The organism is Ramlibacter rhizophilus, assembly GCF_004681965.1.
GTDB lineage: Bacteria > Pseudomonadota > Gammaproteobacteria > Burkholderiales > Burkholderiaceae_C > Ramlibacter > Ramlibacter rhizophilus.
Window position 1 is genome coordinate 1 of the sequence record NZ_SMLL01000009.1, and the last position, 13,798, is coordinate 13,798.

The window sequence follows — 13,798 nt, forward strand, 5'->3', positions numbered from 1 at the left end:
CACCTCCACCAGCTGCCCAGGTACCCCCAGCAGCCTGCGATCAGCGAAGCCTTGCATTCTATACCGGAAATCTCGCTATCCACAAGAACCCGCTGAGATTGCCGTCTTCAACCGGCGATTGCCTGGAAGGCAGTGCCCTGATGAAGGGCGCGATTATGGCAGCCATCTACCCTGGACCAGTTCAGGTACGGACTGTTACTCCCCCGCCGCTGGATCCTGATCGCCAGCTTCGCCCCTTGAGTGGCGACGCCGAACGCCACGCAGATTCGCGCCGTTGTCGAGTTCCAGCGCAGTGCTACCCGCTCGCCTGGGGCAAGCACCCGCTCATCGCCTTCCCGCGGTGTCCTGAACATGGCCCGATTGAGCGTGGACCACCTCCTGGCCGAACTGGTCCAGCTTCGGCTTGAGTTCCTGCACGCCGGTGAGCTGGCATCGACCTGCGCCCAGCTTCAAACCGCGAACTCCTCCAGATTTCGCCCTTCCTTGAGTGCACGGACCACCCAGCCCGGCTTGCGGCCACGGCCGCCCGACCAGGTTTCGCCCGAGGGGCTGCGGTACTTCACGACCTTGGCCGCACGCGCGCTGCGCCGGCCAGGACCAGGCCCAGGCCCACCTGAGCCGCCCTGCAGGCCGAGGTCACGCGCAGTGATCCCGTAGGCCTTCATCTTCGACTTGATGTCTGCGATCGCGTCTTCGATTTCCTTCAGGCGCATGGCCTCGGCTTCAGCCATCAGTTGTTCGGCCTGCGCTTTGAGTTCGAGGTAAGTTGCCATCGTATTCCGGTGAATTACTGGAAGGGTCAAATTTATCGTCATTCCTATTGCACCGCAGGATTGTTTTTCCAGCCGCATTGAATTCACTTGCTGGAGGAAACGGGTGCGCGGCTGATCGCACTGCGTGACCTCGGCCCGCCAGCCTGCTCCGACAACCGTCGTCGGAGCCGACTCCGCAATGAGGGCGGGGCACTCCCGCCGGCTCACGAACGCGGCCGCGCGAGGACCTGTGTCCAGTAGATGCCGGCCTGGCTTTGCCGGTCAGTCGCCCAGGCCACGCCCATCTCGGTGAAGGCCGGCTGCATGATGTTGGCGCAGTGGTCCGGGCTCTGGAGCCAGCCCTGCACCACCTGCTCGGCGGTCTCCGGGCCGGCGGCCACGTTCTCGCCGACGGTGCGCCAGTCGTAGCCTGCCCGGTCCACCCGGTCGCTCACGGTGCTGCCGTCGCTGCCTTGGTGGGCCATGAAGGAGTTGCGCGCCATGTCACGCGAGTGCAGTTCGGCAGCCCGGTGCAATGCCGGGGCGAGCGTGAGGGCCGGCGCTGCGCCGAACGGCTTGTCGCCGCACTGCCTCGGCTGGCCCCGCGCGCGGTTCACCAGTTCCAGCACCTGCCGCGCCACCTCCTCGGCCTTCCCCGGCTCGGGCGGGCTGAACGGGTCGGCCAGCACGATCCAGGTCGCATCACCGCGCCGGTACACACCCACGTCGCTCAGCTCGGGATTGGTCAGGGCCTCGCACCATCGGCTGCGCACCGCCTGCACGGCCGCCGCGGCGCTGCCGTAACCGCGCAGGCTGATCTGGAAGGAGCGCGTGGCCCGGTACTTGGCCTGGCTGAGCGCCGATTCAAGCGACGCACCCTGCGCGATTCGCCGGGCCGCATCCGCCAGCGCAGGCACCTGCCGAAACGGCTGCTCCACGCCCTGCCGGCCGGAACAGCCCTGCGCCCGCGCGTTCGACAGCGCATCCGGCAGCGACGGCGCGGGCGACTGGGCCAGCACGGACGAAAAAGCGCTGCCCGTCAGGAGCAGCGCCGGCAGCAGGCGGCGTGGGGATGACATGCCTTTCGGAGTCCGCCGGGCCAGGAAAGTGCCTCTGGCTGGGCAGGCACTGCTACCCGCCCACCTCGGTCCAGCCGCCGCCGAGTGCACGGTACAGCGCCACCTGGTTCAGGAGCGCCTGCAGGCGGGTCTGGATCAGCGCCTGTCGGGCCGCGAAGGCCGAGCGTTGCGCGTCGAGCAGTTCCAGGTTGCTGGCGACACCCGCGTCATAGCGCAGTTGGGACAGCTGCAGCCGCGCGGCTTCCGCCTCGGCGAGCCGGCGCTGGGCCTGCAACTGCTCGGCCAGAAGGGAACGACTGGCCAGTCCGTCGGCAACCTCGCGGAAGGCCGACTGCACGGCACGCTCGTACTGGGCCACGGCGATCTCGCGCGAGGCTTGCGCGACCCGCAGACCGGCCTCGTTGCGCCCGGCATCGAAGACCGTCTGCAGCAATTGCGGCGCCGCGGTGAAGGCCCAGGTGCCGCCCTGGAACAGGCTGCCCAGCTCGCTGCTCGCCGATCCCAGGCCCGCGGTGAGCGAGATGCGCGGGAAAAATGCCGCCCGCGCCGCGCCGATGCTGGCGTTGGCGGCCACCAGTTGCAGTTCGGCCTGGCGCACGTCGGGCCGCTTGACCAGCACGCGCGAGGGCAGGTCGGCAGGCAGCTCGGGCAGAGCCACCGCGTCCAGCGTTGCGGCGGCGCGGAAGTCCGCCGGAAGCGCCTGACCCAGGAGAAGGTCCAGGGTGTGCTGGTCCAGCAGCCGCTGGCGCTGCGCCTGGGCCAGCACCACGCGCGCGCCCTCGGCGAGCGACTGCGCCTGCCGCAGCTCCAGCCCGGAGGACGCTCCGTTGTCGAAGCGAAGCTGCACCAGCCGCAGCGACTCCTCGCGCGTCGCCAACGTCTGGCGGGCGAGTGCCAGCAACTCCTCATCTCCGATCAGATTCAGCCAAGCCGTGGCCACCGATCCGACCAGCGCCACCTGGGTCGCGTTGCGCGCCTCGCGCGTGGCCAGGAACTGCGCGCGGGCCGCCTCGGAGAGGCTGGCCAGGCGGCCGAAGAAGTCGATCTCCCAGGACGAGACGAGCAGGCCCGAGGAATAGGTCGTCGTTGGGTCGCCCGCGGCGTTGCGCGCCCGGCTCGCGTTCGCACCGAGGCCGACCGCGGGCAGGCGCTCGGCCTCGCGGATGCGGAACTGCGCCCGCGCCTGCTCGATCGCCAGCGCTGCGGCCCGCAGATCGCGGTTGTTGCCCAAGGCCGTGGCAATCAGGCCGCGAAGCTGCGGGTCGGCGAAGTACGCGGACCAGTCCAGGTTCGGCGCCGCCTCGGTCACGGCCACCGCCCGTGCATGAGGGAAGCGGTCGGGCACCGGCAGCGCCGGCCGCTCGTAGGCCGGCATCATCGAACACGCCGAGATCGCTGCCGCCATCGGCAGCCAGACGGCGAGAAGTCTCCTGCTCATACCGAATCCCCCGCCGTCGCGCCGCGCGGCACCTCATGCTCCAGCTCGTGGGCATGCAGGCGGCGCTGCCGCTCGCTGCCCTTGAAGATGCTGCGCACCACCACGAAGAACACCGGCACGAAGAAAACCGCCAGTGCGGTCCCGGTCAGCATGCCGCCCACCACCGCCGTGCCGATCGCACGCTGGCTGGCCGAACCCGCGCCGGTGGCGATGGCCAGCGGCACCACGCCCAGGCCGAAGGCCATGGAGGTCATGACGATCGGCCGAAAGCGCAGGTGCGCTGCAGCCAGCGCCGACTCGACCAGGCTCCTGCCCTGGGCCTGCAGGTCCTTGGCGAACTCGATGATCAGGATGGCGTTCTTGGCCGATAGCCCGATGATGGTCACCAGGCCCACCTGGAAGTACACGTCGTTGGCATAGCCGCGCAGCCAGGTCGCGACCAGAACACCCAGCACACCCAGCGGAACCACCAGGATCACCGCCAAGGGAATGGACCAGCTCTCGTACAGCGCCGCCAGGCACAGGAACACGGCCAGGATGGCAAAACCGTAGAGGATCAGCGCCTGCGCGCCGGCGAGTTTTTCTTCCCGCGACTGCCCCGTCCACTCGAACGCGAAGCCGGGCGGCAGCTGTCCTGCCAGGCGCTCCATCTCCGCCATCGCCGCGCCCGTGCTGTAGCCCGGGGCCGGAGCGCCGGAGATGCGCATCGCCGGATAGCCGTTGTAGCGCACCGTCTGCATGGCCCCCGTCACCCAGCGCGTGCTGGCAAAGGCCGACAGCGGCACCGGCCGGCCCTGGCGGTTGACGGCATTGAGCTGCAGCAGGTCTTCCGGCTGCATGCGGGCGGGTGCGTCGGCCTGCACGATCACGCGTTGCAGCCGGCCCCGGTTCGGGAAGTCGTTGACGTAGCTGGAGCCCAGCGCGGTGGACAGCACGGCGTTGATCGCATCGAAGGACACGCCCAGCGCCTGGGCCTTGTCGCGGTCGATGTCCACCTGCAGCTGCGGCGCGTCTTCCAGGCCGTCGGGCCGGACCTGGGCCAGCACGGGGCTCTTGGCCGCCAGGCCCAACAGCTGGTCGCGCGCGCCGACCAGCGCCTCACGACCCGCGCCGCCCCGGTCCTGTAGCCGGAAGCTGAAGCCCGAGGCCGTGCCCAGCTCCGGAATGGGCGGCGGGCTCAGGGGAAAGATGATCGCGTCGCGCACACCCGAGAGCGCGCCGAAGGCACGGCCGGCCAGTGCCTGCGCCGACTGGCCTTCGCCTTCGCGCTCGTCCCAGGGCTTGAGCGTCACGAAGGCCAGTGCCGCGTTCTGCCCCTGGCCCGAGAAGGAGAAGCCAAGCACGCCCACCATGCTCTGCACCTCGGGCTGCTTGAGGATGAACGCCTCCACCTGCTCCATGACGCGGCGCGTGCGCTCCACCGTCGCGCCCGGGGGCAGCTGCACGTTCACCAGCATGTTGCCCTGGTCCTCGGCGGGCAGGAAGGAGGTGGGAAGGCGCGTGTAGATGAAGGCCGCGACGCCGGCGATCACCGCATACAGCAGCAGCCAGCGCGGCGCGCGCCGCAGCATGCGTGCGACCAGCCCTTCATAACCCTTGGCCGTGCGCGCGAACAGGCGGTTGAAGGCGCCGAAGAAGCCACGCTTTTCGTGGTGGTGGCCCGCCGCCACCGGCTTGAGCAGCGTGGCGCACAGCGCCGGCGTGAGCGACAGCGCCATGAAGGCCGAGAAGGCGATGGACGACACCATGACCGTGGCGAACTGCCGGTAGATGTTGCCGGTCGATCCGGCGAAGAAAGCCAGCGGCACGAACACGGAGATCAGCACGACCGTCACGCCGACGATCGCGCCCTGGATCTGCCCCATGGCCTTGCGCGTCGCCTCGCGCGGCGGCAGGCCCTCCTCGCTCATGATGCGTTCGACGTTCTCCACCACCACGATCGCGTCGTCCACCACGATGCCGATCACCAGCACCATGCCGAACATGGTGAGCACGTTGATGGAAAAGCCCAGCGCCAGCAGCGTGGCGAAGGTGCCCAGCAGGGCCACCGGAACCACCAGCGTCGGAATGATCGTGTAGCGCCAGTTCTGCAGGAACAGGAACATCACCAGGAACACCAGCGCCACTGCCTCCAGCAGCGTCACCACCACCTGCTGGATCGAGATCTTCACGAAGCGCGAGCTGTCGTAGGGAATATTCCATTTGACGCCCTGCGGGAAGTACGGCGCCAGTTCGGCCATGCGCTGGCGCACCGCGTCGGCCGTGGCCAGCGCATTGCCGGTGGGCGCGAGCTGCACGCCGATGCCGGTGGAGGGATTGCCGTTCAGCCGCGCCGAAGTCGCGAAGTTCTGCGCGTTGAGTTCCACGCGGGCCACATCCCCCAGCCGCACGGCCGAGCCGTCCGGGTTTGCGCGCAGCACGATGTCGCGGAACTGCTCGGCCGAGCGGAGCTGGCCTTCCACCACCACGGTCGCCGCGATGCTCTGGCCGGCCACATTGGGCAGATCGCCGATGGCGCCGGAGGACACCTGCGCGTTCTGCGCGCGGATGGCGGCCGTCACGTCCGCTGAGGAGAGGCCGTAGGCCGCGAGCTTTTGCGGCTCGATCCAGACGCGCATGGCCTGCTCGGTGCCGAACAGCTGCGCCTGGCCCACGCCGGGCAGGCGCTGGATTTCCGGCAGCACCGCGCGCGAGGCGTAGTCGCCCAGTTCCACGGGCGTGATCGCCGGGTTGTCCGAGGACAGGATGATGAACAGCAGGAAGTTCGAGCGCGCCTTGTCCACGCGCACCCCCTGCTGCGTCACCGCCTGCGGCAGGCGCGGACTGGCGCGCGACAGCCGGTTCTGCACGTCCACCTGGGCCAGGTCCGGGTTGGTGCCCGGCTCGAAGCTCAGGGTGATCTGGCCGCTGCCGTTGGCCTGCGCCACCGACTCCATGTAGATCAGCCCCGGCGAGCCGTTCATCTCCTGCTCGATCACGCTGATCACGCTCTGCTCCAGCGTCTGCGCGGAGGCGCCCGGGTAGCTGGCGGAAATCACGATGGAGGGCGGCGCCACCGGCGGGTACTGCGCGATCGGCAGCTGCGTGATCGCCACGCTGCCCACCACGATGAGAAACAGCGCGATGACCCAGGCGAAGACGGGCCGGTCGATGAAGAAGCGAGCCATGCTGGCGTCCTCAGGAGCGCGGGGCCGCGGGTGCGGAGGCCGGCGCCACCGGAGGGGCGCCGGCGCCGTTCACCGGCACCGGCTTGACCGGCGCACCCGGACGCATCTTCTGGAAGCCCTCGACGATCACCTGCTCGCCGGCCTTGAGCCCCTCCAGGACCACCCACTGGCCGCCCTGCGATCCGCCGATCTTCACCGGCCGCTGCGCCACCTGGCCGTCCGAGCCGACCACCATCACGGTGTCGCCCTGGCTGCCGCGCGTGACCGCCTGCTGCGGCAGCAGGACGGCGTTCTGCGCCTGCGCCTGGACCAGCCGCCCGCGCACGTAGAGCCCTGGCAGCAGGCTACCGTTCGGATTGGGCACCTCCGCGCGCAGCGTCACCTGCCCCGTCGCGGGATCGACCGTCAGGTCCGAGAACAGCAGGCGGCCCGGCTGCGGATGCTCGGTGCCGTCTTCCAGCAGCACGCGCACGACGGCGCCGCCCTGCTCCGCCCGCTTCAGTCGCCCCTGCTCCAGCGCCCGCCGCAAGGCCAGCGCCTCGGTGGCCGACTGGGTGAAGTTGGCATACAGCGGCTGCACCTGCTGGATCAGCGCCAGCGGCGTCGGCTCGCCCTGCCCCACCAGCGCGCCTTCTGTCACCAGCGCCCGGCCGATGCGGCCTGAGATGGGCGCCGTCACCAGGGCATAGCCCACGTTGATGCGTGCGGTCTCCACCGCGGCGCGACCCACCGCCACTTCGGCCTGCGCCTGCTTCTGCGCAGCCACCGCATTGGCGTATTCCTGTTTGCTGATCGCGTTGGCTTCGACCAGCGGCTTGTAGCGATCGGCCAGGCTGCTGGCATTGGCCAGGTTGGCCTCGGCCCGTGCGAGCGAGGCCTCGGCGCTGGCAAGCGCCGCGCGGTACGGCGCCGGGTCGATCCGGAACAAGGGCTGGCCGGCCCTCACATCCGAGCCTTCGCGGAAGAGGCGCTCCTGCACGATGCCGGCCGCCCGGGCCCGCACCTGCGCGACGCGGGAGGCCTCGAGGCGCCCGGGCAGTTCCGTCTCCAATCCGACGGCACCGAGCGCGACGGTCACCACCCCCACCTCGGGCGGCGGCGGCGCGGCCGCGGCGGCCGGCGGCGGCGCCTCCTGACGGCCGCAGCCGGCGATCAGCGCCGCGGCCCAGACAAGCAGGAGGAATCGGAGGTTCGGCATCGACGCGGCCATGGAGTCGCCCTGGAGAGAAAGTCCAAAGCGGCGCAGTATACCTACACGGGTGAATGTATATTCGGGCCATGCCCCGCCGCACCAAGGAGGAAGCCCTCGAAACCCGCAACGCCCTGCTGGACGCGGCCGAGTGCGTGTTCCAGCGCAAGGGCGTGTCGGCCAGTTCGCTGGCCGACATCGCGGCCGAGGCCGGGGCCAGCCGCGGGGCCATCTACTGGCACTTCAAGGACAAGGCCGACCTCTTCAACGCCATGATGGAACGCGTGAGCCTGCCGCTGGAGCATGCGCTGCACGATTCGGCGGACGAACCGGCGCCGGACCCGCTCGCGGCCATGCGCGGCGCATTGCTCCAGGTCCTGCACAGCGCTGCCCACGACCCGCGCACGCGCCGTGTTTTCGAGGTCGCCACCCATAAGGTCGAGTACGTGGAGGCGCTCGGCTCGGTGCGGGCGCGGCACCTGGCGGTCCGCAACGGTTGCCTCGGCGACCTGGAGCAGGTGCTGCGCCGCGCCGCCGCCGCGCGCGGCCGTGCCCTGCCCGACCCCGTCGAGGCGGCGCGCGGACTGCACGCGCTGGTGGACGGACTGATCCAGAACTGGATGCTCGACCCCGGCGCCTTCGACCTGGAGCGCGCCGGCGGGGCCGCGATCGACACCTACCTGGCCGGGCTCGGCCTGGACAAGGTCGCCACGCCGGCGCCAGCAATCCCCCGCCGGACGGCGCGGACACGCGCCTGATCCACGGAAAAGCGGCGGGGCCGGCCGTGTTTCGGCCCATTGCGGAGCAGGCTGGGCAGCGCATACTTCGCGGGCTGGCCATGTCCCATACCCCTCGAGTCCCCTTGCTGGTCGTCGACGACGACGCCCTTGCCCGCCTGGCGCTCGGCGGCCTGCTCGCGAACATCCCCGGCGTGGAGATCGTGGAAGCCGAAGACGGCCAGGCCGCCTGGGAGATGCTGCAGGCGGGCCTGCGCCCCGCCCTGTGCTGCACGGACCTGGTCATGCCCCGGCTCGACGGCCTGGGCCTCATGGAAAAGGTGCGGGCCGAGCCCTTCGGCGCCGACCTTCCCTTCGTCCTGATCACCGGCGCGGCCGACCGCAGCAGCCTGCAGGGTGCGCTGCGCCAGCGCGCCGACGGCTTCATCGTCAAGCCTTTCTCCGCGCCCCAGACCCGGGCCACCGTGGAGCGCATCCTGCGGGCCTCCCGGCCCCGGCGGCCCTCGCCGCCCCAGCGCTGAAGCCGCGGCCTGCGGGCCGCTCGCGGCATACTCGCCCGATGCGCCGCCGCCTTGCCTTCCTCGCCTTCGCGTGGGTCCTGCTGGGCACCGGCGCGGCCCGAGGCGCCGAAGTGTCCGTGGCCGTGGCCGCCAACTTCGCCGGCACCATGCAGAAGATCGCCCCTGCGTTCGAGCAGGCCACCGGCCACAGGGCCGTGGTGGCGATCGGCTCCACCGGCCGCTTCTACGCCCAGATCCGCAACGGGGCTCCCTTCCACGTGCTGCTGTCGGCCGACGACGAAACGCCGGCGCGCCTCGAACGCGAGGGCCGCGCCGTGCCGGGAACCCGCTTCACCTATGCCCTCGGCCGGCTGGTGCTCTGGAGCCGGCAGGCGGGCCTCGTGGACGGGCAGGGCGAGGTCCTTCGCAGCGGCCGGATCGAGCGCCTGGCACTCGCGGACCCGCGGCTGGCCCCGTACGGCGCCGCATCCGTGCAGGTCATGGAGCGCCTGGGGGTGCTGGAGCGCCTCAGGCCCCGGCTGGTGCAGGGCGAGAGCATCGGGCAGGCCTTTCAGTTCGTGGCCAGCGGCAATGTGCCGGTCGGCTTCGTGGCGCTGTCCCAGTTGCGGGCCGGCGCCGCGCCCGCAGGCGGCTCGCACTGGGTGGTCCCCGAGGCGCTGCACGAACCCTTGCGCCAGGATGCGGTCGTCCTCGAAGCCGGGCGCGACAACCCCGCCGCGCAGGCGCTCATGCGCTTCCTGCGCAGCGACGAGGCCCGCGCCATCATCGGCGCGCAGGGCTACGCCTTCTGACCCGACGCCGCGCATGTTCCTTTCCACCAGCGACCTGCAGGCCATCTGGCTGACCTTCCAGCTCGCCAGCGTCAGCACCGCGCTGCTGCTGGTTCTGGCCACGCCCCTGGCGTGGTGGCTCGCGCATGCGAAGGGGCGCTGGGCGGCGCTGGTCGGTGCCGTGGTCGCCTTGCCGCTGGTCCTGCCACCCACCGTGCTGGGCTTCTACCTGCTGCTGGTGCTGGGCCCCCAGGGCTGGGGCGGCCAGCTCACGCAGGCCCTGGGACTGGGGCTGCTGCCCTTCACCTTCGGCGGCCTCGTGGTCGCCTCGGTGATCTATTCGCTGCCCTTCGCGGTCCAGCCGCTTCAGCATGCCTTCGAGGCCAGCGGAACGCGCCCCATGGAAGTGGCGGCGAGCCTGGGCGCACGACCGCTGGACGCGTTCTTCACCGTGGCCCTGCCGCTGGCGCGGCCGGGGCTGGTCACGGCCGCCATCCTGAGCTTTGCGCACACCGTCGGCGAGTTCGGCGTGGTGCTCATGATCGGCGGCAACATCCCGCAGGAGACCCGCGTGGTCTCCACCCAGATCTACGGCCACGTCGAGGCGCTGGACTATGGCCAGGCGCATGGCCTGTCGGCGACCATGGTGGTTTTCTCCTTTGCGGTGCTGGTGGCGGTGTCCCTGTTCAGGCGGCGGGCACCGCGGGTGATGCCGTGAGCGGCCAGCGCGTGCACCTGAAACTCGAGCGGGCCGGTGGCTTTCGGCTGGACATCGCGCTGGACCTGCCGGCCACCGGCATCACCGCGCTCTTCGGCCCTTCGGGCTGCGGCAAGACCACGGTGCTGCGCTGCGTCGCCGGGCTGGAGCGCGCCCGGGAGGCGCATGTCGAGATCGCCGGGCAGTGCTGGCAGGACAGCACCCGAGGGCACTTCATGCCGACCTGGCAGCGCCCCCTGGGCTACGTCTTCCAGGAGTCCAGCCTTTTCCCGCACCTGGACGTGCAGCGCAACCTCACGTACGGAATGCGACGACGCGGCGGCTCGGCGCAGGCGCTGGACGAGGCCGTGGACCTCCTGGGCATCGGCCCGCTGCTGCCACGCCGGATCGAGTCGCTCTCCGGTGGCGAGCGCCAGCGCGTGGCGATCGCACGCGCCCTGGCCACGCAGCCGCGCCTCCTCCTGCTGGACGAACCCCTCTCGGCCCTGGATGCCGCCCGCCGGCAGGAGGTCCTGCCCTGGCTGGAGCGCCTGCGCGACCAGGCCCGCATCCCCATGCTCTACGTGAGCCACTCCAGCGACGAAGTGGCGCGCCTGGCCGACACGCTGGCGCTGGTGGAGGACGGCCGCGTGCACGCCTGCGGGCCGGTGGCACGGGTGCTGGAGCACGCCTCGGACGCCCTGCGCGAAGATGCCGGCGTGCTCCTCCATGGCCAGGTGGAATCGGTCGATGCGGCCTGGCACCTGGCCTGCATCCGCTTCGGCGGCGGGCAGCTGTGGCTGCCGGACCCCGGCCGCCCGCCCGGACAGGCCGTGCGCGTGCGCGTGCTGGCACGCGACGTGAGCATCGCGCTTTCGGCGCCTGAGGGCACGAGTGTGCAGAACCTGCTGCCGGCCGTGGTCGAGCGCATCGAGCCTGTCGCGTACCAGGCCGCCCAGGTGCTCGTCCACTTGCGCTGCGGCCAGGTGGCCGAAGGCGGTGCGGCGCTGCTGGCCCGCATCACTGCACGCGCCACGCACCAGCTCGGCCTGGCGGCCGGCCTGCGCGTGTGGGCCCAGGTCAAGGCCGCCGCGCTGGTCGGATAGGAGCGCGGGTGCCTACTGATTCGCGTTCGGAAAGAACAGCTGCTGGCCCTTGATCTTGTAGGCGGCGATGGCCTGCTGCCCGGCCGGCGAAGTCACCCACTCCACGAACCTGTTCGCCTCGGCGGACTCCACGTGCGGGTGCTTCGCCGGGTTCACGGCCATCACGCCGTATTGGTTGAACAAGCGCTTGTCCCCCTCGACCAGCACCGTGAGGTCCGCGGGGTTCTTGAAACTCAGCCAGGTGGCCCGGTCCGCCAGCACGTAGGCACCGGTCGAGGCCGCGATGTTCAGCGCCGGGCCCATGCCGCATCCGCATTCCCGGTAGCGGCTGCCCCTCGCGACGCCCGCCAGCTGCCAATAGCGCAGTTCGGCCGCGTGCGTGCCGCTCTTGTCGCCGCGCGAGACGAAGGGCGCCTTGGCCGCGACCACCTTCTTCAGTGCCGCCACGATATCCTTGCCCTGCACCTGGGCCGGGTCCGACTTGGGGCCGACCAGCACGAAGTCGTTGTACATGACCGGGTGGCGGCGGGTGGCGAAACCGTCGGCGACGAATTTCTCCTCGGCCACCTGGTCGTGCACGAACAGCACGTCAGCATCGCCGCGCCGCGCGGTGTCGATGGCCTGCCCCGTGCCCACGGCCACCACCTTCACCTCGATGCCGGTCGCTTGCTTGAAGGCGGGCAGCAGATGGCCGAAGAGCCCCGACTGCTCGGTGGACGTGGTGGACGCCATCACGATGGGCGACTGCGCCCAGGCGGGCACCGAAACCGCGAGGGCGAGCGTGAGGGTGGCGAGGAACTTCATGCGGTCTCTCCCTTGACGAACAGGTCGGCCTCGTGCGAGACGGCGGCGAGGAACGCACGATCGAAGAAGCGGTCCACCGGCAGGTCCGCGAGGATGCGCCCCTGCTCCAGGTAGACCACGCGGGTGGCCAGGCGCTTGACCTGGCCCAGGTTGTGGCTGGCGAAGACCAGCGTCATGCCGGCGCCCGCGAAGGAGGCGATGAGCGACTCCACCTCGCGCTTGGCATGGGGGTCCAGGCTGGCCGTGGGCTCGTCCAGGAACAGCAGCTCGGGGCCCAGGCTCCAGGCCCGCGCCAGGGCCAGCCGCTGCTGCTGCCCACCGGAGAGCGCCGGCGCGTGGCGCTGCGCCACGGCCCCCAAACCCACCCGCTCCAGGGCCTGCGCCGAGCGCTCGCGCGCCTCGGCCCAGCGCACGCCCCGCAGCCACAGGCCGAGCGCGACGTTGTTCAGGGCGCTCGCGCGCAGCATGAAGGGCCGCTGGAACACCATGGCCTGGCGCACCGAGGCATGAAGTTCGCGCCGCCCGAGCGTCGGGCGCACCAGGCCGTGCAGCAGGCGCAGCAAGGTGCTCTTGCCACTCCCGTTGGCGCCGATCAGCGCGATGCGCTCGCCGCGGCGCACCTGCAGGTCGATGTCCACAAGCGGCGTCACGGCGCCGAAGCGAACCTGCGCGGCCAGCAGCGACACCAGCACCAGCGGCACATCGCGACCGGCCGATGCGAGCGCAGCCGCCTCGTTCTCGATCACCCTCATGCCACCCCCTCGGCCGCGCGCACGGGCGGGGGCCCGGCGCGGTCGCCCCGCGCGAGGCGCCAGCGGCGCAGCCCGGCCACCAGCACGTTCAGCGCCAGCACCACCGACAGCAGCACCAGGCCCAGCGCCAGCGCCAGCGGCAGGTCGCCCTTGCTGGTCTCCAGCGCGATGGCGGTGGTCATCACCCGCGTGAAGCCCTCGATGTTGCCGCCGACGATCATCACCGCGCCCACCTCGGAGATGGCGCGGCCGAAGCAGGCGATCACCACCGTGAGCAGCGCGAAGCGCTCATGCCACGCCAGCAGCACCGCGCGGAGCACCGCTCCTGCCCCCAGCGAACGAAGCTGCTCGCCCTGGCTGCGCTCGATGTCCTCCACCACCTGCCGGCTCAGGGCCGCTGCCACCGGCAGCACCAGCACCGCCTGCGCCAGCACCATGGCCTTGAAGCTGAAGAGCCAGCCGAGAAAGCCCAGCGGCCCCGAACGAGACAGCAGCAGGTAGATCACCAGCCCGACGACCACCGAGGGCACGGCCAGGAAGGTGTTGAGGATGGCCAACGCCGCGCCGCGCCCCGAAAAGCGCGCCACGCCGAGCCAGGCGCCCAGGGCCAGGCCCAGGCCGCAGGCCAGCACGCAGGCGCTGGCGCTCACCGCCAGCGAGCGCGCGACGATCGACCACAGGGCCGCATCGCCGGCCATGACGAGGTCCCACGCGGCGGCGGCGCTGTCCCAGAAACTGCTCATGATGCGGCGATGCTAGGCGGGCCGGGGCCTGCACCGCCTCAGT

14 protein-coding genes are annotated in these 13,798 nt (G+C 71.0%); 5 read left to right on the forward strand and 9 right to left on the reverse strand.

Annotation, left to right across the window (positions count from 1 at the left end; all coding sequences use genetic code 11):
* Window positions 1–324: 324 nt before the first annotated feature.
* The 6 genes from EZ242_RS22565 to EZ242_RS20230 all read right to left on the reverse strand — a co-directional run bounded on the left by EZ242_RS22565 (window position 325) and on the right by EZ242_RS20230 (window position 7,634).
* A complete protein-coding gene (locus EZ242_RS22565; protein ID WP_276606545.1) occupies window positions 325–453 on the reverse strand; it encodes a hypothetical protein in 129 nt (42 codons plus the stop codon).
* A complete protein-coding gene (locus tag EZ242_RS20210; protein WP_135287021.1) occupies window positions 450–773 on the reverse strand; it encodes an H-NS histone family protein in 324 nt (107 codons plus the stop codon). Before EZ242_RS20210 ends, EZ242_RS22565 begins: the two co-directional genes overlap by 4 nt.
* 203 nt (window positions 774–976) lie before the next feature.
* Entirely contained in the window at window positions 977–1,831 is an 855-nt protein-coding gene (locus tag EZ242_RS20215) for a CAP domain-containing protein (protein ID WP_135287022.1), read from the reverse strand.
* Between the two features lie 52 nt (window positions 1,832–1,883).
* The gene (locus tag EZ242_RS20220) at window positions 1,884–3,269 is read right to left on the reverse strand and encodes an efflux transporter outer membrane subunit (RefSeq protein WP_135287023.1); all 1,386 of its coding nucleotides are present in this window, start codon (window positions 3,267–3,269) and stop codon (window positions 1,884–1,886) included.
* A complete protein-coding gene (locus EZ242_RS20225) occupies window positions 3,266–6,436 on the reverse strand; it encodes an efflux RND transporter permease subunit (RefSeq protein ID WP_135287024.1) in 3,171 nt (1,056 codons plus the stop codon). Before EZ242_RS20225 ends, EZ242_RS20220 begins: the two co-directional genes overlap by 4 nt.
* Before the next feature lie 10 nt (window positions 6,437–6,446).
* The gene (locus EZ242_RS20230) at window positions 6,447–7,634 is read right to left on the reverse strand and encodes an efflux RND transporter periplasmic adaptor subunit (RefSeq protein WP_240787179.1); all 1,188 of its coding nucleotides are present in this window, start codon (window positions 7,632–7,634) and stop codon (window positions 6,447–6,449) included.
* Window positions 7,635–7,714: 80 nt separating this feature from the next.
* Between EZ242_RS20230 and EZ242_RS20235 the strand changes: the two genes are divergently transcribed.
* The 5 genes from EZ242_RS20235 to modC all read left to right on the forward strand — a co-directional run bounded on the left by EZ242_RS20235 (window position 7,715) and on the right by modC (window position 11,456).
* The gene (locus EZ242_RS20235; protein WP_135287026.1) at window positions 7,715–8,383 is read left to right on the forward strand and encodes a TetR family transcriptional regulator; all 669 of its coding nucleotides are present in this window, start codon (window positions 7,715–7,717) and stop codon (window positions 8,381–8,383) included.
* A gap of 104 nt (window positions 8,384–8,487) precedes the next feature.
* Window positions 8,488–8,883 (forward strand): response regulator, encoded by a 396-nt coding sequence (locus EZ242_RS20240; RefSeq protein ID WP_167784899.1) that lies wholly within the window; start codon window positions 8,488–8,490, stop codon window positions 8,881–8,883.
* Between the two features lie 38 nt (window positions 8,884–8,921).
* Entirely contained in the window at window positions 8,922–9,674 is a 753-nt protein-coding gene (gene modA / locus EZ242_RS20245; RefSeq protein WP_135287028.1) for a molybdate ABC transporter substrate-binding protein, read from the forward strand.
* Between the two features lie 13 nt (window positions 9,675–9,687).
* Entirely contained in the window at window positions 9,688–10,371 is a 684-nt protein-coding gene (modB, locus tag EZ242_RS20250; RefSeq protein ID WP_135287029.1) for a molybdate ABC transporter permease subunit, read from the forward strand.
* The gene (modC, locus tag EZ242_RS20255) at window positions 10,368–11,456 is read left to right on the forward strand and encodes a molybdenum ABC transporter ATP-binding protein (protein ID WP_240787180.1); all 1,089 of its coding nucleotides are present in this window, start codon (window positions 10,368–10,370) and stop codon (window positions 11,454–11,456) included. The genes modB and modC overlap by 4 nt, the downstream gene beginning before the upstream one ends.
* 12 nt (window positions 11,457–11,468) lie before the next feature.
* Here the strand turns inward: modC and EZ242_RS20260 are convergent, their stop codons facing one another.
* Genes EZ242_RS20260 through EZ242_RS20270 form a run of 3 tightly spaced genes read right to left on the reverse strand, consistent with a single transcriptional unit; the run spans window position 11,469 to window position 13,755 of the window.
* Window positions 11,469–12,260, reverse strand: coding sequence for an ABC transporter substrate-binding protein (locus EZ242_RS20260; protein WP_135287030.1), 792 nt, complete (start codon window positions 12,258–12,260; stop codon window positions 11,469–11,471).
* Window positions 12,257–13,012 (reverse strand): ABC transporter ATP-binding protein, encoded by a 756-nt coding sequence (locus EZ242_RS20265; RefSeq protein WP_135287031.1) that lies wholly within the window; start codon window positions 13,010–13,012, stop codon window positions 12,257–12,259. Before EZ242_RS20265 ends, EZ242_RS20260 begins: the two co-directional genes overlap by 4 nt.
* The gene (locus EZ242_RS20270) at window positions 13,009–13,755 is read right to left on the reverse strand and encodes an ABC transporter permease (protein ID WP_135287033.1); all 747 of its coding nucleotides are present in this window, start codon (window positions 13,753–13,755) and stop codon (window positions 13,009–13,011) included. The genes EZ242_RS20265 and EZ242_RS20270 overlap by 4 nt, the downstream gene beginning before the upstream one ends.
* Window positions 13,756–13,798: the final 43 nt, after the last annotated feature.